Source organism: Roseibium sp., assembly GCF_050301095.1.
Classification (GTDB): Bacteria; Pseudomonadota; Alphaproteobacteria; order Rhizobiales; family Stappiaceae; genus Roseibium.
Genome location: NZ_JBNKYW010000166.1, coordinates 1 through 19,383, shown reverse-complemented (window position 1 = coordinate 19,383; position 19,383 = coordinate 1). Strand labels below are relative to the sequence as shown.

Annotated in this window: 16 protein-coding genes, 1 tRNA gene and 1 pseudogene; 7 read left to right on the top strand and 11 right to left on the bottom strand. The window is 59.4% G+C overall.

Translation table 11 applies throughout. The features are described from left to right. Positions 1–100: 100 nt before the first annotated feature. From ACQY7U_RS15355 to ACQY7U_RS15345, 3 genes are all read right to left on the bottom strand, one after another. Entirely contained in the window at positions 101–1,102 is a 1,002-nt protein-coding gene (locus ACQY7U_RS15355; RefSeq protein WP_428645941.1) for a LacI family DNA-binding transcriptional regulator, read from the bottom strand. A gap of 171 nt (positions 1,103–1,273) precedes the next feature. Then, complete coding sequence (locus ACQY7U_RS15350; RefSeq protein ID WP_428645939.1) at positions 1,274–2,269, bottom strand: ABC transporter permease; 996 nt, start codon at positions 2,267–2,269, stop codon at positions 1,274–1,276. Between the two features lie 14 nt (positions 2,270–2,283). Continuing rightward, on the bottom strand, positions 2,284–3,024 hold the full coding sequence (locus ACQY7U_RS15345) for an ATP-binding cassette domain-containing protein (RefSeq protein WP_428645936.1): 741 nt from the start codon (positions 3,022–3,024) through the stop codon (positions 2,284–2,286). Between the two features lie 176 nt (positions 3,025–3,200). Here ACQY7U_RS15345 and ACQY7U_RS15340 point away from each other — a divergent pair, with 176 nt between their 5' ends. The 5 genes from ACQY7U_RS15340 to ACQY7U_RS15320 all read left to right on the top strand — a co-directional run bounded on the left by ACQY7U_RS15340 (position 3,201) and on the right by ACQY7U_RS15320 (position 9,061). Beyond that, the gene (locus ACQY7U_RS15340; RefSeq protein ID WP_428645932.1) at positions 3,201–4,181 is read left to right on the top strand and encodes an NAD-dependent epimerase/dehydratase family protein; all 981 of its coding nucleotides are present in this window, start codon (positions 3,201–3,203) and stop codon (positions 4,179–4,181) included. 39 nt (positions 4,182–4,220) lie between these two features. Next, the gene (locus tag ACQY7U_RS15335) at positions 4,221–5,213 is read left to right on the top strand and encodes a sugar-binding protein (protein WP_428645929.1); all 993 of its coding nucleotides are present in this window, start codon (positions 4,221–4,223) and stop codon (positions 5,211–5,213) included. Positions 5,214–5,489: 276 nt separating this feature from the next. Further along, positions 5,490–6,437 carry a sugar-binding protein gene (locus ACQY7U_RS15330; RefSeq protein ID WP_428645926.1) on the top strand — a complete coding sequence of 316 codons (948 nt, stop codon included), beginning with the start codon at positions 5,490–5,492 and terminating at the stop codon, positions 6,435–6,437. 62 nt (positions 6,438–6,499) lie between these two features. After that, positions 6,500–8,032: a sugar ABC transporter ATP-binding protein gene (locus ACQY7U_RS15325; protein WP_428645924.1), complete on the top strand. Its 1,533-nt coding sequence runs from the start codon at positions 6,500–6,502 to the stop codon at positions 8,030–8,032. 18 nt (positions 8,033–8,050) lie between these two features. Beyond that, positions 8,051–9,061 carry an ABC transporter permease gene (locus tag ACQY7U_RS15320; protein ID WP_428645922.1) on the top strand — a complete coding sequence of 337 codons (1,011 nt, stop codon included), beginning with the start codon at positions 8,051–8,053 and terminating at the stop codon, positions 9,059–9,061. Positions 9,062–9,115: 54 nt separating this feature from the next. Here ACQY7U_RS15320 and ACQY7U_RS15315 read toward each other — a convergent pair whose 3' ends face one another. The 4 genes from ACQY7U_RS15315 to ACQY7U_RS15300 form a co-directional block, all read right to left on the bottom strand. Further along, positions 9,116–10,168, bottom strand: a complete 1,053-nt coding sequence (locus ACQY7U_RS15315; RefSeq protein ID WP_428645919.1) for a zinc-binding alcohol dehydrogenase family protein — start codon at positions 10,166–10,168, stop codon at positions 9,116–9,118. Then, complete coding sequence (locus ACQY7U_RS15310; protein ID WP_428645916.1) at positions 10,165–10,956, bottom strand: ATP-binding cassette domain-containing protein; 792 nt, start codon at positions 10,954–10,956, stop codon at positions 10,165–10,167. The genes ACQY7U_RS15315 and ACQY7U_RS15310 overlap by 4 nt, the downstream gene beginning before the upstream one ends. A gap of 74 nt (positions 10,957–11,030) precedes the next feature. Further along, positions 11,031–11,972 (bottom strand): ABC transporter substrate-binding protein, encoded by a 942-nt coding sequence (locus ACQY7U_RS15305; RefSeq protein ID WP_428645913.1) that lies wholly within the window; start codon positions 11,970–11,972, stop codon positions 11,031–11,033. A 47-nt stretch (positions 11,973–12,019) separates the two neighbouring features. Further along, positions 12,020–13,042, bottom strand: coding sequence for an ABC transporter permease (locus tag ACQY7U_RS15300; RefSeq protein ID WP_428645911.1), 1,023 nt, complete (start codon positions 13,040–13,042; stop codon positions 12,020–12,022). A gap of 200 nt (positions 13,043–13,242) precedes the next feature. On the opposite strand from ACQY7U_RS15300, the gene ACQY7U_RS15295 reads away from it, so the two are divergent. Next, complete coding sequence (locus ACQY7U_RS15295; protein ID WP_428645908.1) at positions 13,243–14,082, top strand: GntR family transcriptional regulator; 840 nt, start codon at positions 13,243–13,245, stop codon at positions 14,080–14,082. Between the two features lie 46 nt (positions 14,083–14,128). On the opposite strand, the gene ACQY7U_RS15290 is transcribed toward ACQY7U_RS15295, so the two are convergent. The 4 genes from ACQY7U_RS15290 to mnmA form a co-directional block, all read right to left on the bottom strand. Next, entirely contained in the window at positions 14,129–15,118 is a 990-nt protein-coding gene (locus ACQY7U_RS15290) for an aldo/keto reductase (protein WP_428645905.1), read from the bottom strand. Next, positions 15,115–16,236 carry a mannitol dehydrogenase family protein gene (locus ACQY7U_RS15285; protein ID WP_428645902.1) on the bottom strand — a complete coding sequence of 374 codons (1,122 nt, stop codon included), beginning with the start codon at positions 16,234–16,236 and terminating at the stop codon, positions 15,115–15,117. Before ACQY7U_RS15285 ends, ACQY7U_RS15290 begins: the two co-directional genes overlap by 4 nt. Before the next feature lie 468 nt (positions 16,237–16,704). Beyond that, a tRNA-Met gene (locus ACQY7U_RS15280) sits at positions 16,705–16,781 on the bottom strand. Between the two features lie 200 nt (positions 16,782–16,981). Continuing rightward, positions 16,982–18,163 carry a tRNA 2-thiouridine(34) synthase MnmA gene (mnmA, locus tag ACQY7U_RS15275; protein ID WP_428645944.1) on the bottom strand — a complete coding sequence of 394 codons (1,182 nt, stop codon included), beginning with the start codon at positions 18,161–18,163 and terminating at the stop codon, positions 16,982–16,984. A gap of 378 nt (positions 18,164–18,541) precedes the next feature. Between mnmA and ACQY7U_RS15270 the strand changes: the two are divergent. After that, positions 18,542–19,383 (top strand): annotated as a pseudogene (locus ACQY7U_RS15270) (hypothetical protein); the annotation flags it as partial.

Sequence of the window (19,383 nt, the reverse complement as noted above, 5' to 3'; positions counted from 1 at the left end):
TCGCTGACCTGATATCCGCAGGGCAGGGGATTGTGCCCTTTGTCTACAAGTCGGGCAGGGGCTTTGGATGTTGCTCGCGTACCTCGGATGCCGCGTTAGCTTACCGGTCCGCAGGCTTTACGGAAGCCCGTTCGATAAGAGGGCATTCCACCTTGATCTGGGCCGGGCCGGATTGGCGCCCGTTGGCGTTGTCCAGCAGCAGTTCGAATGCGACTTCACCCATTTCGTATTGCGGCAGCACGAGGGTTGAAAGCGGCGGATGCATGCTTTCGGAGATCTCGCGGTTGTCAAAACCGATAACCGCAATGTCATCCGGAACCCGCAGACCGCGCTCCTTCAGGGCGTCATAGCACCCGAGTGCCATGAGATCGTTGGCGCAGAAGATGGCATCCGGCGGAGTTTCCAGATCCATGAGCGCATGGGTGTGCTCATAGCCGGACCGGGGTTCCCAGTTGCCGGGCCTGACGAGCTCGCCATCGAACGCGATGTCGTGGCTCGAGAGTGCCTGCCGGTAGCCTTTGAGCCTGTCCCTTGTGGCCTCCACGCCCGTCTGGCCGTTGATCAGGGCGATGCGGTGGTAGCCGGCCTTGATCAGATGGTCGGTTGCGGTCCGGCCACCGAGAACGTCTCCTGGAACCACCGAGGGCAGAGAGCGGTCGGCGTTGTAGCAATTCAGCAGCACCGTATGCTGGCCATCGAATGCAGGCGTTAGATCAACGCGCCGCGTCAGGATCGTTCCATAAATGAGGCCGAGCAGTGGCAGACGGCTCATCTGATTGACGATCATCTGCTCGGTTTCCTCATCCCCATGGCTGACGGCCAGGCTGACGTTGATGCCGTATTCATATGCCTTGTCCCGAACCCCCTCGAAAGCAAGCGCCATCCAGGGGTCGGTCGTAATTTCGTCCGCAATGAAAACGATGTTGGAACGGTCATCGGGGACAGCCCGCGAGCCGCGGCGCACAAGTGTGTATCCCAACTCCCTGGCGGCCTCGTTGACGCGCTTGCGTGTCGCATCGCTCAACTTCGCACCTGGACTGCCGTTCAGGACAAGAGACACTGTTGCCTGCGAAACTCCGGCCGTTGCCGCGACATCCATCATGGTGGGACGTCTATCTCTGCTAAGCCGGGGTATTTTCGCCATATTCTGTCCGGTCTCCTCATGATGGACGGAGTTGGTAGCTGAACCGGCGAATGACTATCGGGAAAGGCTGTCAAAAGCAACGTTTCTGCGACGCCAACCTCCACTCAGGTGCCTGTTTCTACTCACGCTTTAGTCCAGGGTACGCAGATTGCGGACACGATCGAACGCAACTGCAACAATGATGAAGCAACCGATGAACATCCCCTGCCAGAAGGTGGAGATGCCAAGGAGAATCAGAGAGTTCCGTATCACTTCTATCAAGAGGGCGCCAATAACGGCGCCGAGCGCCGTTCCCTGACCTCCGGCAAGGTTGGCCCCGCCGATAACCGCTGCAGCGATCACGGTGAGTTCCATCGCCTGTCCAAGATTTGTTGTCACGCTGCCGAGCCAGCCGGCCATGAGAATGCCGGCGACACCCGCGGTCAGGGCGGAAAACACATAGATCGAGACCTTGATTCGTTTTACCGGAATGCCCGTCAGCGTCGCAGCTTGTTCGTTGCCGCCTATCGCGAAGACATACTGGCCCCATCTCGTCCAGCGGAACGCCACGCTCATCACGATGGTCAGAAGGCCGAGAACATATATCGGATGGGGCAGGCCGAGTGTGGAACCTCCTCCGATCCACAAAAGCAGGTCGTGGTCGGGACCGAACTCCCAGATCATCTTGTTGTTTGAAAGAACCATTGCGAGCGATCTGGCGGCAGACAGCATTCCAAGCGTCACCACAAAGGGCGGCATGCCGACATAGGCAATCAACGTGCCGTTGAGTGCCCCGACGGCGGCGGCCGCGGCGAGGGCGGCAAGCGCTGATATCCAGAACGGATTGCCGGAGGACATCAGCACGCTGATGACCATGGCGGACAGAACGACGGTGGACCCGACTGACAAGTCTATGCCGCCTGACGCGATCACGGTGGTCATGCCTATGGCGATGAGGCCGACGAAGGCGAAATTGCGGGTCACGTTGAACAGATTGCGCTGGGTCGCGAAGGAATCCGTCAGGAGCGACAGCGCAACACAGGCCAGAACGGCAGCCATGAACACCCAGAAGATCTGGGAGTTGAGCACTCTGGAAAACGGCGAACCGTGCTGGCTGTGACCAATGGCTTGTTCAAGGGTTGTCATCGGGCGCTCCTTCTTCAAGCCGTTTCGATGGCGCCGGTTATCAGGCCGGTCACCTCTTCCGGGGAACTTTCATTTGCGGGCTTGCAGGCGACAAGCCGCCCGCGTCGCAATACGGCAATGCGGCTGCACACGGCGAAGACGTCCGGCATTCGGTGACTGATCAGGACGACACTGATCCCCTGGTCGCGGAGGCGGTGGATCAAGTCGAGGACCTCGGCAACCTGGCGCACCGAGATGGCGGCGGTCGGCTCGTCCATGAGCACGATCTTTGCGTTGGACAGCAGCGTTCTTGCAATCGCAACCGCCTGACGCTGGCCTCCGGACATCCGTTTGACGAGATCGCGCGGACGTGTCTCGGACTTCAGGGTCGCAAAGAGTTCCGCCGACCGCTTGTACATGGTGGTGTAGTCCAGAAGCCGAATGCCACCGAAGGACCGGAGCGGCTCCCGGCCGAGAAAAACATTGGACGCCGCAGACAGGTTGTCGCAGAGAGCAAGGTCCTGATAAACGACCTCGATGCCCTCCATCTGCGCGTCCAGCGGGCGATGAAAGTCCACGGCCGTATTGTCAATGGAGATAGAGCCGTGCGTTGGCCTGAAATTCCCGGCAACGATTTTCACCAGTGTGGACTTGCCTGCACCGTTGTCGCCCATGAGGCCCAGAACCTCGCCCGGAGCGATTTCAAGCGAAACGTCATTCAAAGCCTGGATAGCTCCAAAGCTCTTCGAGATTCCGGTCAGCTTCAACCTCGACATTCTTACATTTCCTCCCCGCGACCCGAGTGCGCCTCTTCACTCCGGTTCTCGCCACATTGCCCCTGTTGCAACAATCCGGCGCCGGCTCTCAGCATGACACACGTTTTGGAGGGACATTTCAATTCTTGACTAATTAATATTAATAAATATTATTTAATGATGACAAGGGGGAATTAATGAAACTTCTGCTCACAGGCGTTACGGGTAAGGTCGGCCAGAATTTCCTGCCGGAGTTTCTGTCGCAGGACCGGTTCAGCCGGTGGAGCGTCGTCGCGATCTGCAACAATCGGGTGATCGAGGCTGGTGAGCGTGTTGAGGTCATTCGGGGATCGGTTGCCGACCCGGCCTGCGTCGCAGAGGCCATGACCGATGTGACCCATGTCCTTCATATGGCGGCAGTCAAGGAATCCCCCGATCTCGCCATTGATGTTTCCGTGAAGGGCATGTTCGTTCTTCTTGAAAAGTTCCGGCAACTCGAGAGCGCCAGACAGTTCATTCTGATCGGAGGAGACTGTTCGGTCGGTCACGCGTTCCAGCCGTATCCGGGCCCGGTCACCGAAGCTTCCGAACGCAAGGCCTATCCCGGATGTTATGCCCTGACCAAGGTCCTGGAAGAAGTGATGCTGGAGCAATACCGGCATCAGTACGGCGTGAACGGCTGCATTTTGCGCGCGCCCTGGATCATGGAGAAAGACGATTTCAAATTTGCGCTGACCTTTGGGCCGGACCAGTTTGGCGGCCCCTTATGGTCGGAGTTTCTTTCACCGGACGAAATCCGGACCTATGCCGGCGGGCGGTTTGTGCCGATGCTGCTCGATCGGCAAGGCAGTTCGCTGAAGCGGAATTTTGTCCATGTCGACGACCTCGTGGCCGCCATTCTTGCTGCGCTCGACAATCCGAAGGCCGCCGGCCAACTCTTCAATATCTCCATGAACGAACCGGTCGATTACCGGCTCGCAGCTCAATATCTCGCAGACAGCAGATCCTACGAAATTGCGGAAATCCCGACCTCTCTCCACAGCAACTGGCTCGACAATAACAAGGCGCGCCTGATGCTTGGCTGGGAGCCGTCGGTAGACCTGAAGGCCCTGATCGACGGGGCCTGGAATTACAGAAGGGATGTAAAAGATCCCCGCAAAATCTGGTACCCGGGGTAAGCGGCTCCGGGGCCTTCTGGACAGAAGGGAGTGAGACGCATGAGACATAAATTATTGATGCTTGGCGCCGCGGCCGTCTTTGCCTTCACGGCCGGATCGGGCCTGGCACAAGACAAGAAAACCCTCGCGATCGTGGTCAAGGGACTTGATAACCCGTTCTTCGAACAAATAAATCTGGGTTGCAAGAAATGGATGTCCGAGAATGCGGACAGTGAATATGAATGCCTTTATACCGGCCCTGCGTCTTCGGCCGACGAGGCTGGCGAAGTCCAGATTGTCGATGACCTGCTCACCCGGGGCGTCGCCGCGATCGCCATTTCACCTTCCAACGCACCGGCCATGGCGAACCGCATCCGGCAGATCGCGCCAAGCGTGCCCGTCATGACCATCGATGCGGATTTTCTTGCTGAGGACCGTGAACTTCGAAAAACTTATCTGGGCACCGACAACTATCTCATGGGTGTCAAGATGGCCGAGGAAGCTGCCAAGCTGAAGCCGAAAGGCGGCTCGGTCTGCCTGCAGCTCGGAAATGTCGCCGCAGACAACATCAATGCGCGCGCTCAGGGCTTCCGGGACACGGCCGCCGGGGAAAAAGGCATCGACCGCCTGACCGGGCAGAACGGCTGGTCCGAAATCGATGGATGCCCCGTCTTCACCAATGACCAGGCGGATCTTGCGAACCAGCAGATGGCCGACACCTTCATCGCCAACCCGGATCTGGATGCATTCATTCTGGTCGGCGGTTGGGCCCAGTTCGCACCGCAGGCCTACACCCAGGTGACGGACCAAGTCATGGACAAACTGAAATCCAAGGATCTGATCATTGTTGCCGGCGATACCCTGCCGCCTCAGACGAAGGCGTTCCGGGATGGCAGAAGCCATGCTCAGGTCGGCCAGCGACCGTTCGAGATGGGGTATCGCGCGCCGGACGTGATGATCCAGCTTATCAATGGCGAAAGCGTGGACGACCCGCTCTATACGGGACTGGATGTCTGTAACCAGGAAGATCCGGGTTTCTGCGCAAATAACTAGCAAGCTTCTCCACTGACCGCCGGACTGGCGCATTGGTTCGGCGGTGCTTTTTCCAGTGGGACTTGCCTCTCCCGTGCGGCCATTCCGGCTGCCGGGTACTGACGCGAAGGTCAGTCCGGTAACACCTGACAGATGCCGATAGCAAGCAGAGTGAAGCCCGTTCCCGGTCATTGATGATCCGGGGGAGGGAGCGGAAGCCTCAGCTCTGCCGTTGGTAATATTAGTAATAATTTGAATGCGGGTGACGCTGTGTCGCCCGAGGACAGGGAGGAAAAATTGGAACTTCGGAAAACTCTATGCGTGGCTGTGTTCGCCGCGCTCACGGCGACATCTGCGTATTCGCAGGACAAGCCGCAACTGGCATTCGTTGTAAACGCGGCCTCTGATTTCTGGAAACTGGCCGAGGCCGGCGTGAACGCCGCCCAGGCAGAACTGCCCGGCTACGATTTGCAGTTCCGCTATCCCGCTCAAGGGACCGCGGCTCTTCAGAATGCCCTCATGGACGATCTTGTGGCTGCCGGAACCGACGCGATCATGATCTCCTCGGTCGATCCGAAAACGTCGATCGACGCCTTCAACCGGATCGCGGCGCAGGTTCCCCTGTTCACGACGGACAGCGATGCCCCGGAAAGCGACAGGATTGCCTATCTCGGTTCCTCGAATACGCTTGCGGGCAATCAGGCCGGTGAAATCGCCATCAAGGCGTTGCCGAACGGCGGCACCTGCATGGGTTTTGTCGGCTTCCTGGGGGCGGACAATGCGAAGGAACGCATCGCCGGGTTCCGCGAGACCGTTGAGGGCAAGGGCATTGAGCTCGTGGATGTCAGAGGCGACGACGTGGACTTTGCCAAGGCCCGCTCGAACGTCGACGACGTCCTGGTTGCCAATCCGGAGATCGACTGCATGGTCGGCTTCTATTCCTACAATCCGCCGAAGATCTACGAAGCGCTCCAGGCCTCGGGAAAACTGGGTGAAATCACTGTCATCGCATTCGATGAAGATCCGATAACGCTCGGCGCCATTCGCGAGGGCAGTTTTGCCGGTACCGTCGTGCAGGATCCCTATCAGTGGGGCTACCAGGGCATGCACCTCATGGCCGATTTTCTGGAAGGCGACAAGTCGGGCATCCCCGGGAACGGCCTGATTATCGTTCCGACGAAGATCATCGATGCCGGAAATGTCGACGACTTCGAGAAACAACTGAAGGAACGGATCAAAGGTTAGGTCGAAGCCCTCCCAGGCGGACCCAGAGGCTGTGCGGACCGGACCTCCGGCCCGTACAGCCAATGCAAACCCTTCGTGACGGAGCCAGAGTATTGATCCCCGGAACTGAGAAGATTTCCCTTGAGCTTTCCAGGGTGACGAAAGTCTATCCGGGTGTTGTTGCCCTGCAGGATGTCGATCTGAACATCTCGGGTGGAGAAATCGTCGGTCTGATCGGTGAGAACGGTGCGGGCAAGTCCACCCTGATGAAGGTGCTTGGCGGCATGGTGTCACCGGACGGCGGCGGCATTTCAATAGATGGTGTCCCGATCGACGGCCTGACACCGTCAGACGCTTCCGGTCTCGGTATTGCCTTCGTGCATCAGGAACTTAACCCGTTTTCCAATCTCGACGTGACTGCCAATGTACTGCTTGGCCGTGAGCTCACCTCCGGTCCGCTGCGATTGCTTGACCGGTCGGCAATGGTTGCAAAGGTCGCACCGATCTTGAAGCTGCTCGGAACCCGTTTCGGCCCCGCTGATCCGGTTGCCGACCTTTCCCTGGCCGATCAGCAACTGCTCGAAATCGCCAGGGCGCTTTCCATGAATGCCCGGCTGGTCATTCTCGACGAGCCGACGTCCAGCCTGACACTGTCGGAAACCGGCAGGCTGCTGGAGGTCATGCGACAACTGCGGGAAAAAGGTGTCGCAATCCTGTTCATCAGCCACCGCTTGAGCGAAGTGGAAGAGGTTGCCGACAGGGTTGTCTGCCTGCGTGACGGCCGCAATGCGGGCGAACTCGTGGGATCGGAGATCCGCAAGGACAAAATGGTCCGGATGATGATCGGCCGGGACGTCAGCCAGTTCTATGAAAAATCTCGCCATGGCGCGACGAAGCCGGTGCTCGAACTGCATGACGTGCGCACCTCCACATTCCCCGAGGCTGGTGTCGATCTCGATCTGCATGCCGGTGAAATTCTCGGCGTGGCCGGATTGGTTGGGGCAGGGCGAACCGAACTTGCTCGAGCGATCTTCGGCATCGATCCACTTTCAGGCGGATCGATCCATTTGAACGGTAAGGAGCTGAAATCGCATTCGGTGCCGGAAGCGATCGCGTCCGGCCTGTCGCTGGTTCCCGAAAACAGGAAAGAGCAGGGCCTCCTGCTGGATTTTGCAATCCGGGAGAATATTGCCTTGCCGTGCCTTCAGACGTTGTCGCGCTTCGGCATCGTCGACAGAGAGCGCGAGGCAGACCTCGCGGAAGCTTCCAGGTCGCGTTTGGCTATCAAGACCAGTTCCATTTCGCGTGCCGCCGCCGAGTTGTCGGGCGGAAATCAGCAGAAGGTGGTGCTGGCGAAGTGGCTTTCGACGAAGCCGAAGGTGCTCATCTTCGATGAACCGACCAGGGGCATCGATGTCGGGGCGAAGGCGGAGGTCTATCACCTCATGCAGGTGCTCGCCGACGAGGGGGTCGGTATCTTGATGATCTCAAGCGACATGGAAGAGGTCATCGGTGTTTCCGACCGGGTGGCGGTCATGCGGCGGGGGCATGTTTCCGGATTTTTGGGGCCGAACGAGCTGACAGAGGAAAATATCCTCCGGCTGGCGGTCGGATAGAAGACGTAGGGAGCGGGAATGCAAAAGAAGGATATCGGACTGGCGGTACTCGTCCTGGTGGTCGGGGCTGTGGTTGCCCTGATCAACCCGAGGTTCTTGTCGCCGATCAACCTGGCCAACACGGCCAATCTCATCGGCCTGTTCGGCTTGTTCTCCCTTGCCGAGGCCTTCGTGATCGTCACGGCCGGTATCGAGCTGTCGGTCGGATCGGTGATTGCGCTGCTGGGCGTCATCTTCGTTGATCTGATCGTTCAACAGGATGTGCCGTGGCCGCTCGCCGGACTTTTGGTTCTCGTGCTTGGCGCCTGTTTCGGGCTGATACATGGCTGGCTGATCACACGGCTGAAGCTGCAGCCCTTCATCGTGACCCTGTGCGGTCTGCTGATTTACCGCGGGGTTGCGCGCTTCTACACCAAGGACGGAACGGCGGGCTTTTCCTTCGGTGACGACTTTCCGGTTCTGGAATGGCTGGTGTCAGGCCGGACCGGTGGCGTGCCCCACTCAATTGTCGCCTTCACCGTCATTGCGATAGCCGCCTGGTTTGTGCTTCACCGGACCGTTTTCGGCCGGCATCTCTTCGCGGTCGGCAAGAACGAGGAAGCAGCCCGTTATACCGGCATCAACACCCAGCGGGTTATCGTGCTCGCCTATGTCATTTGTGCGGTACTGACCGGTCTCTCGGCAATCTTCTTTGCCATGTATACCCGTTCGATCCATCCAGCGTCCCACGGCAACTTCTATGAGCTTTATGCGATAGCCGCCGCGGTGCTCGGCGGGTTTTCCCTGCGCGGCGGAGAGGGGTCGATTGTCGGCGTGGTGCTGGGAGTCGTGCTTTTGCAGATGCTTCAGAACCTGGTGAACCTCCTCGGTATTCCCTCGTCGTTGAATTTCGCCGTCATGGGAAGCGTCATCCTGATCGGTGTCATCGCTGACACGCAGATCGCAAAACACAGAAATTCCAGGCGGCAGGCCAACGCTCTCGCTTCGATCACTCCTTCCGAACCGGAACCGCGTTCCGGCGCTGCATGAGGAGGAAAGGGGGGCCTATGTCCCGGAGCCGGGAGCCGTCGAACGGTCTGGATCCTAGGGGGCGTTGTCTTGTAGGGTCACAATGGCTTTGATGAGGGCTTCGCGGTCTTTCGCCAGTTCGCCGATCCTGGCGGGGACGTGTTCGAAGCGAAGGGTCTGTGTGCACAGGGCGTCGGTGTCGATCCGGCCCTCCCGGATCGCCGACATCACGGTCTCGAAGTCTTCACGGGTCGCGTTGCGGCTGCCGATGATCTGCGCCTCGCGCTTGTGGAATTCCGGGTCGCTGAAGGAGATGGTTTCCTTGACGACGCTCACCAGCACGTAGCGGCTGCCGTGGGCGAGGAGCGGAAAACCGGCTTCGATGGCCTGCGCGTTGCCGGTCGCATCAAAGATCACGTCGAAGCCGTCCTCAAGCGGACCTGTCAGGATATCGCTGCCGGCAAGATGCGTTTCCGTGAAGCCGAATTTCTCCCTAGCCTGGGCAAGCCGGGTCGGGCTCATGTCCAAAAGATGGACTTCGGCCCCGGACAGGCGCGCGAACAATGCCGCGCCGAGGCCGATGGGACCGGCCCCCGTGACAAGGACCCGGTCGTCAGCGGAAAGCTCGGCCCGCCGCACCGCATGGGCGCCGATCGCCAGGAACTCGACCATCGCCGCCTGGATCTCCGTCAGCCCTGTTGCCGGATAAAGGTTTTCTTCCGGCACTGCGATGCGGGCACACAGGCCGCCGTCGCGGTGGACGCCCAGAACCTCGACGCTGCTGCAGCAGTTCGGCTTGCCCCGCTTGCAGGCCCGGCATTCGTTGCAGGACAGATAGGGATTGACGACGACCAGCTCCCCTTCCGTCCAGGTTCCGGTGCTTTCCGCGATCCGTCCGCTCAGTTCATGGCCGATGACGCGCGGATAGTTCAGGAAAGGGTGCTTGCCCTCGAAGATGTGGTAGTCGGTACCGCATATCCCGACAGCCGCGATATCGACAAGGGCCCAGCCCTCGGGCGCGCTGTCGGGCAGCTCCCGGGTTTCAATTCTGAAGACACCGGGTTCCACCACAGTGCCGCAGGCCATGGCCCGCGCTGCTGCCGGTTGCTTGTTCTTTTCGATATTCATTGAACGGTTTCCCGGCTCCTGGGAACCCAGTCATGCGGCAGGTCGCCCTTGATAATCAGGCTCAACACATCGTCCTTCGTAACGTCTTCAATCAGGTGCGAGCCGACTTTGCGGCCCTTGTTCATCACTATAACGCGGTCGCACAGTTCGAACACGTCGTGCATGTCGTGGCTGACAAGCAGAATACCGATGCCTTCGTCGCGCAATTGCTTGATCAAGGCTCCCACCATTGCCGTCTCCGAAGGGCCGAGAGCGGCCGTCGGCTCGTCCATGATGAGGATTTTTACGTCGAAATAGATTGCTCTCGCGATCGCGATGACTTGCCGTTGTCCGCCGGACAGGCTGGAGACCGGATCGTTCAGGTTCTTGAAATTCGGATTGAGTCTTTTCAGAACGCGGACGGCCTCGGACATCATTCGGGTATCGTCCAGATTACCGAACCTCGTTTTCAGTTCCCGACCGAGAAAGAGGTTCGCCGGCGCGTTCAAATGATCCGCCAGAGCCAGGGTCTGGTAAATCGTTTCGATGCCGAGGTCCCGCGCGTCATGCGGCGTCTGGATGTCGGCGATTTCGCCGTTCACCTTGATGGTGCCCAGGTTCGGGATCATCGCGCCGGACAGAATGCGCATCAAGCAGGACTTGCCGGCACCGTTATGGCCGAGAACACCGACGACTTCACCGGGATAAAGCTCGAGGGAAACGTCGTTGACAGCCCGGACACCGCCGAAGTGTTTTTCTATGTTGTCCATTTGCACGAGCGGTGCCGCGGACGGAGCATCTGGTTTCATATTCCGGGTCCCAGTCGACAGGAGAAATGACCGGAAGCCATGAGGGAACAGGCCTCCGGTCACGTTGCTTCGGATTAGTAGAGGACGTTCTGAACACTCGGGTGATCGATGTTGTCCTTGGCTGCCAGAACGACACCGGTATCGATGTAGTTGGGAACCTGTTCACCGCTCAGCAGTTTCAGGAGTGTTTTTATGCCGATTTCACCCATCTGGAACGATCCCTGAACGGCAGTCGCGGCCAGGGTGCCGTCGCGGACGAAATCCTGGAGGTCGGTGTTCCCGTCAAACCCGATCGCCGTAACCTTGCCGGCCTTGCCGGACTGGACCAGGGCGCGTCCCATGCCGATGGCGGTCGGTTCGTTGGCGCCGAAAATCCCGACAAGATCGGGGTTTGCCGCCAGAACGTCGGTCGTCTGGTTCAACGCCGTGGCCATCTGGGATTGGGAATAGTACGGGCCGACGATTTCGATTTTCGACTTGGCTTCGATCTGCTTCACGAAACAGCCAACCCGGCCGATCTCCGAACCGACGCCGGCGACATAGGACATGACTGCCACTTTGCCTTCGGTGCCGACCTCGGAGATCATCTTGTCGGCAACCAGTTGACCGGCCGCGCAGTTATCCGTCGACAGGAAGGTCTGGTAATAGTCCTTGCCGCTGTCGGCGAGGGCGGAGTCAATGATGACGACCGGGATTTCGGATTCGAACGCTTTCTTGACAGCCGGGATCAGCGCTTCCGGATCGGATGGAGCGAGAACAATGCCGGAGACGCCACGGTTCACCGCGTTTTCGACCAGGCTGACCTGGTCGGCAACGGCAGATTCCGAAGCCGGACCGTTGAACGTCATCGTGTGGTCATTCTGGCCCTCGATTGCAGCGGAAGCGCCCTTGTTCACATTCTGCCAGAAGTTGGAATTGGTTGTCTTGACGATGACCGCGATCTCGCCTGCCTGCGATGCTGCCGCGGAGAGGGCGAGCGCACTCACCATCATTGCCGTCGTGATTAGCTTCTTCATTTCATTCTCCTCCATCTGAAGTTGCTCTGGTGAAACGACCGGCTTCCTCAGCGCCGGTTTCTGATCTGATCGACGTAGACCGCCAGGATGACGATGAAGCCGATCACGATTTGCTGGATGAATGCCGAGACGCCGGCCATGTTCAGACCGTTTCGGAGAACGCCGATGATGGCGGCGCCGATCATTGTTCCGGAAATATTGCCGACGCCTCCCATGAGGGACGCCCCCCCGATGACGGCAGCGGCAATTGCGTCGAGTTCGTACATCACGCCTTCATTGGGCTGAACCGTCACAAGGCGGGACATCAGAACGTTGCCTGCAAGGCCGGCCAGGGCGCCCGACAGCGCGTAAGCGAAGATCTTGGTTCGGTCGACCAGGACGCCGGAGAGGCGCGCGGCTTCCTCATTGGATCCGGTGGCGTAAACGTGACGGCCGAACTGTCGGCGCTTCAGAAGATAGGCGGCGGCAAAGGCCACGACGGCAAGCAGGATGACCGGGTAGGGGATTCCCGGGAAAACGACTTTCGGAAAGATGCCGCCGGTTTTTTCCACGATGCGGAACAGCGAGCCGTTGCCAAGCAATCCGAAGCTTTCGCCCAGCCTCGAAATGGGTGCGGCACCTGTCAGCTGGAGCGCAACTCCGCGTGCGATTAACATCATGCCGAGCGTTGCCACAAACGGCGTGATCTTCATCTTGGTGATGACAAACCCGTTGACAAACCCGCAGGCGGCTCCGGCCATAACGCCAATTGCCATGGCGGGAGCCACCGGAACGCCTGCCTTGACGCATAATCCGGTAATGGTTCCGGAAAGCGCCAGCACGGACCCGACGCTGAGGTCGATGCCTCCGGTGATGATGACCAGCGTCATTCCGATCCCCAGTAGACCGATGACGGAGGTTTGCAACAGCACCGTCAGTCCGTTGTTGACCGAGAAGAAGGCAGCGTTTCCAAAGGAAAACGCGAAGATCAGAAGGGCGAGTGTCAGCAGCGCAGACAGCTTGTGGAACGAGCCTGCAGAAAGTTTGAGTGTCCAGGAGGCCGGCACCGCCCCTCGATCAAGATCCGCCATAAAACCTCCCGGTCGGATTTTGAATTTAATAATTAAATACAATATGCGAGGAGCGATATTCTGCTGTCAATAGTTTTTTATAAATAAATACAAACAAGAGGAATTGTCCGACGAATTGGATATGTTAGGCTGCGGGAATGGCAAGAACAGACGATCGATTCAGAAGCGCTTACAACAGGTTGTTGGACATCTGCAGCAACATGGATGTCGGTGATCAGTTGCCCGCCGAAACCGTGTTGGCGGACAAGATGGATGTCAGCAGAACAATAGTGCGAAATGCTCTGCAGAAGCTGGACACGGACAACCTCATTCAGTGGGAGGGCCGGAACAAAACGCTGATCCGGAAGCCCCTGGCCGAACATCGTCTTGAACAGGCCGAAAACACGCTGTCCACCGAGCAGATGGAGCAGAAATTCTTTGAATGGATCCTGCGTTTCGACGTTCCGGCCGGCACCTCTCTCAACGTCGCTCAGCTTTCCAGGAAATTCGGCGTTCCGGTTCACGTTCTTCAGGAGTTCCTGGCCGGGTTGAGCCGCTTGGGGCTTGTGGAGCGCCGGCCCAGGGGCGGCTGGTCTCTTTTGGGGTTCACCTCGGAATTTGCCGTCGAATTGTCCGAGTTCAGAATGGTCCTGGAACTGAACGCGGTAAGGCAATTGCTGACTTTACCGCCCGAGCATGAAATCTGGCAAAAGCTCGAGGCGCTGAAACAGGAACATGAGGAACTGAAAGGTGGCCTCGAGGAGCGGTATCACGACTTCTCTCTGCTGGACGAAAAATTCCATGCGGCCATAAACAGCGTCGTCAAGAACCGGTTTGTCCTGGAAGCACAGAAGCTCATCAAGCTGATCTTCCATTATCACTACATGTGGGACAAGCGTGATGAGCTGGAACGCAATGCCGCCGCCATCGACGAGCATCTTGAATGGATCAATGCGATGCTGGCGCGTGACAAGGCAAAATCTGAAGCCGCCGCTCTCAAGCACCTCAGAAGATCGAAGGAAACACTTCTGCAGTCTCTGCGCGGTCACAAGTTTGCCTGATCGGTACGGCTCGAGTGGGAGGCGGGTGGGATGGAATTCGCCAACCTCAGGACGCGGCCAGCTTATGCCGTTCGAAGAGCTTCATGCACGCCGGGGGCACTTCCCGGGACAAAGCGTCCAGATTGCGCCTTAGCGACGACACCTTGGCAGTCCCCAGGAGGACCGAGGCAACGCCGGGGTATCTGTGGGCAAAATGCAGTGCTGCGGTTGCAAGCGGAATGCCCACAGCGTCCGTTTGCACCTTGAGGGCGCTCACCTTTTCCAGGATCTCCGAGGAAGCCGGTGCATAGTCGAACCAGGCGCCCTCGACCGGTCCTGTCGCCAGAATTCCGGAATTGAATATTCCGCCAAGAACCAGGCTTGTTTCCCTGGCCCGGCAGAGCCCGACAAGCCGGTCTTCCGCTTCCCGGTCGAGCAAGGTCAGGCGACCCGCTAGCAGGATCGCATCAAGATCGGTTTCTTGCAGCAAGTCGATGCAGACCCGGGTTTCGTTCACACCGAGCCCGAACGCGTTGATTTTTCCTTTTTCCTTCAACCGCCGCAGCCGATCGATACCGGTCGCCCGAAAGTCCCGCATGTGCGCCTCATTCGCGGCGCCGTGGGTGTCGGTGCCTATATCGTGGACGTAGACAATGTCCGCGTGTCGAACCTGCAGAAGCTCGAAACTGTGTTCAAGAGATGCTTCGATGCCGTCACCAGAATAATCGTAGCGAACGTCATTCGGCAGAGGATCCACGAACCCGTCAGCCTCGCTCATCGCTTGTCCCGGAGAGAGCACACGTCCCACCTTGGTGGACAGAACGAAGTCCTCGCGGGGCTTCGATTTCAGGAAGCTGCCAAGCCGCTGTTCGGACCGGCCGCGGCCATAGTGAGGTGCCGTGTCGAAATAGCGGATGCCGGCATTCCAGGCGCATTGAAGGACCTCGTCTGCCTCCCGGTCGGAAACTGTCCGTCCCATATTCCCGATACCCGAGGCACCAAACGAAATATCCGTTACGCGGACGTTCGTTCTGCCGATTTGTCTCCGCGGCCTCATGCGTTTTCCGCCCGCACCGGACCTGCTACCGCGTCGAGGCGAGGCATCTCCAGCGACGGATCGGCCTGCCGCGCCCAGAAGAGGAAGGACGAAATGCGTCTTTTGATTTTCTCCTCGTGGTTTTGCGCGATATCGGCGAGCTTGTGATCGAGGAACGGGTTCCTGAAACGGTCGAGTGTCGTCGCGGCGTAGTTTTCCGCTTCGCTTCTACGACCGCGCGCCTCGAACGCCGGGATCACTTCCCTGTCGTAGAGATCTTCCAGGTCGGGACCAAAATCGGGGCTTTCCATCAGATCCCGGACAAACCGGAGCGGAGAGTTCTCCACCGCCAGCCACCTTGAGACCAGATAGGTGTGACCAAGATTGAGAATGAAGAGTTTCAGGGTCTCGACCTGTTCCAGATTGCTGACCACCTGCACACTCGGATGCTCGCAGGGGAGGATCAGCCCCGGCTGGTCTTCGATGGCCCAAAGGGCATAGGGTTCGGCAACCGCGCCCGCAGGCTCCAGCGGCTCGGAGACAATCCTGTCGACCAGCGAGTTCACCCAAAGGACATCGGACCGGAGCCAGTCCTGGAACCCGGAGAGATAAAGCGCTGCAATCCCGAGAACCAGATCCCTCAGGACCTTGCCGTTTTCAGGGATGAGTTCGGCGGGCATGACCTGGATCGGCTCACCACCTTTGGTGAACCTTTGAAACAGGAACCACGCGAGCTTTGCCGGATAGGACATTTCGATGGAGAAACTGGTGCTCTGGTCAGCTTCGCGAGGCTGGTATCCGGCATCGGCTGTGTTGGAGAGAATGATCTTTGCCTCTCCGGAGACGATCCCGGCGACTTCTTCGAGGTCTTCGGGCAGGGATAATGCCCTCCTTATGCTCGTGGCGGTCTCGCATTTGTCTACCAGAGTTCCGTTTTCGATACCCTTGATCCGGACTTCGTATCCGGACGGATTTGCCAGCGCTTGCAGACGGCGTGCCCGGGAAGCATCGCCGCTGCTTTGAACCACGGTGATAGGCCCTGCATCCTGGCCGGCTGCAATGGCTTCGGAAACGAAGAGATCCGCGTGCGCCTGCAGGAAACGGCTGGTTCCGAACTGGATGATCGGCGATTTCGACATGGACTCCTCCCTTGTGGTGTAATGTTTATTATTATTAAGAACATTTCCGTTCAAGCGATTTCTGCGGCGCTTTGGCGAAATCGCGCATAAGGCGAGATCAAGCGAGAGTCTGTTCTCGTTGAAAATCAACAAGAATTCTCCCAACCTTCCAAAGTTCATCGTGAACGCTGTGGCGTGCAGATTAGTTATTTTTTGCTATTGGTTGGATCGCAAAAACAACAAATACGTAATCTGGACTGACTTCTCCTCACGCCGCGCCATCGCGCACGAATGCAGGCCACGTAAATGAGAACTTGGAGCGGCATCAAAACGTGACAGGCCCAGTGCTGACGGGTCCGCGTGCACAGATGAAACAGCCGAAAGTTCTCGCAGAAAATGTGAAAACTTATAACGAGCAAAAAAAGCGACTGTCCGCACTTCTCGGAGAGGGACACTATCCAAACGGCGTGAAAGCGTCGGGGGGATTGATGGTAGCGGAGGAGGGACTCGAACCCCCGACACGCGGATTATGATTCCGCTGCTCTAACCGGCTGAGCTACTCCGCCATCCGTGGGCAGGGCCGTGACGGCCCGCGCGATGTGGGGTGCTTATAGTGAGGCAGCGCGCAAGCGTCAAGCGTTGAATTTGCGCCCGCGCGCATTCTTTTTTGTTTGTCCTGAAACGGCGGAAACCGGGGCCGCCGGCTTGTGGAAAATCCTCCGCAAAGGTTCGGCCCGTCGTCTTTTTGGTGCCGGGCGGGGCCGGATCAGGCGTGCCGGACCAGGGCGTCCGCGGCCAGGGGAGCCCCGGCGTCCACCGCGCCGGAACGCTCGGTCTTGTGGATCCAGCCGCCGCCCAGAACCCGCGCGGTTTCGTCGTCGTTGTCGAAGAACACGCAGGCCTGGCCCGGTGCGACGCCGGTCTCGCCGTTGGCGAGCTCGACGAAAGCCTTGCCGTTGAGGAGCCTCAGCGTTGCGGGGGCAGGCGGGCGCGTGGAGCGGACCTTGGCGTAGACTTCCACTTCATCGCCTTCGTCGAGCGGCTGGTCGCCGATCCAGTTCATTTCGCGCAGGAGTATGGTGCGGGTTGCAAGCGCTTCGCGCGGGCCGACCACGACCTGGCGCGCGTCCGGATCGAGGCGCACCACGTAAAGCGGCTCGCCGGTCGCAACGCCGATACCGCGGCGCTGGCCGATGGTGAAGTGGATGATGCCGTCATGGCTGCCGAGCACGCGCCCGTCCATATGAACAATGTCGCCGGGTTCGGCGGCATTGGGGCGGAGCTTGCGGATGACTTCGGCATAATCGCCGTTGGGCACGAAGCAGATGTCCTGGCTGTCCGGCTTGTTGGCGACCGAAAGACCGAATTCGGCGGCCAATTCGCGCACCTTCGCCTTCGGCATGCCGCCGAGCGGAAAGCGGATGAAGTCGAGCTGCTCCTGGGTGGTGGCGAACAGGAAGTAGCTCTGGTCGCGGTCGAGGTCGGCCGGGCGGTAAAGCGCGCGCTTGTTGCCCTTTTGCGCCGATCGCACGTAGTGACCGGTCGCCAGCGCGTCCGCGCCGAGGTCCTTCGCGGTCTTCAGAAGGTCGGTGAACTTGACGGTCTGGTTGCAGGAAACGCAGGGGATCGGCGTTTCACCGGCAATGTAGCTGTCGGCAAACCGGTCCATCACCTGTTCCTTGAAACGGCTTTCGTAGTCCAGAACGTAGTGAGGGATGCCGATCTTTTCCGCCGCCCTGCGGGCATCGTGGATGTCGACGCCGGCGCAGCAGGACTTCGCCTTCGCGACAGCGGCCCCGTGATCGTAAAGCTGCAGCGTGACGCCGATGACGTCATAGCCTTCCGCCTTCATCAGCGCAGCGACGACCGAGCTGTCGACGCCGCCGGACATGGCAACGACAACGCGGGTGTCTTCCGGGCGGCCGGGAAGGTCCAGAGAGTTTCGCATTTCCGTGTCTTCCAGAAGTTCGGGTCCGGCCGCCTGGGCCGGCGGGGCGACAGGCATATGCGCTCAAGCCCCGGTCTCTTCAAGAGGTCTCTTCAAGGGAGACGCCAGGGCGGCCCCCTTCAGGTTGGCGGCACTATACAGATAAGCATTCGCAATGCCAATTCCCTGACGCGGGAGGCAGGCATGCATTGCCGCATCGGCAAAGCTTGCCGCCTTCCCGGAGCCGGACTGATCGAGATTTTCTGGAAGAGTGTCGTAATTTCAATTGGTTAGTATCAGCGATGAAACTGGCCCGATGCTTGCTTCCTCTTTTCCGACGAAATGTGCCTGCATGGGCGGGCCGGAAGATTGGGGGCAAATGTGCTGCCACTTGGATTTATGACCGATGTTTCCGCGAGCGCTCTGGCCGCTGGCGGTGGAGCGCTTCAGGGAAGCGCGCAGGCTTCCGCGGACGGCGAGGCTGTCGCCGGGGCGCCGGTGGAAACCGGCGGAACCGCGACCGGCTTTGCCAGTGAACTGGATGCGCTTGCCGAGGCGCCGGGCGGCAAGCACGGCAGGAGCCTGGAAGTGCTCCTGAGCAAGGAGCGGGTGCCGATCGCCGCCCTCTACAACAAGCTCTCCGATCTTAACCCCGGGCAGGCTTTCCATCAGGGCGGATTGCACCCGGGAACCAAGATCTCGACGGAAGGCCTTCTGGAAAACGGCCTTCCGGGTCTTCCCGGAAGTGGCGAGACGAGCGAACCGCCTGTCGGCGAGGATGCGGGAGATGTCCTGACCGGGCAGCCCGATCCCGCCACGGGTCTCGACACCGGCCTGGAAGACGGTCCGCAGATCGATCCTGAAACCGGAGATGTTCTGCCCGACGATGTGCTTGCCGGCGATGGTGCCGGAGACCCGGCGGACGCGGCAGGTGCAACGGAGCCGCCGGTTGAGCAGCCGGCGGAGGAAGCCGCAAGCGATCAGCCGCCTGTCGAAGACGGGGAGGCCGGTCTTGCCGCCGATACTTCGTTGCCGGCAGCGCCGGTGACCGTTGCCGAGTTGACCGAGCCGGTTGTTTCCGTCTCAGAGGCCGGAGAACTTGCCGCAGCCGGTCCTGCCGTGGTGTCCGCCGAAGATCCGCTGCCTCTGACCCCCCTTGCGGGACAGGCTGCGTTCTCCGGAGCCGTTGCGGACGAACCGTCCGCCCCGGTGATGCCGGCGACAGAGCGCCGTTGGCAGAG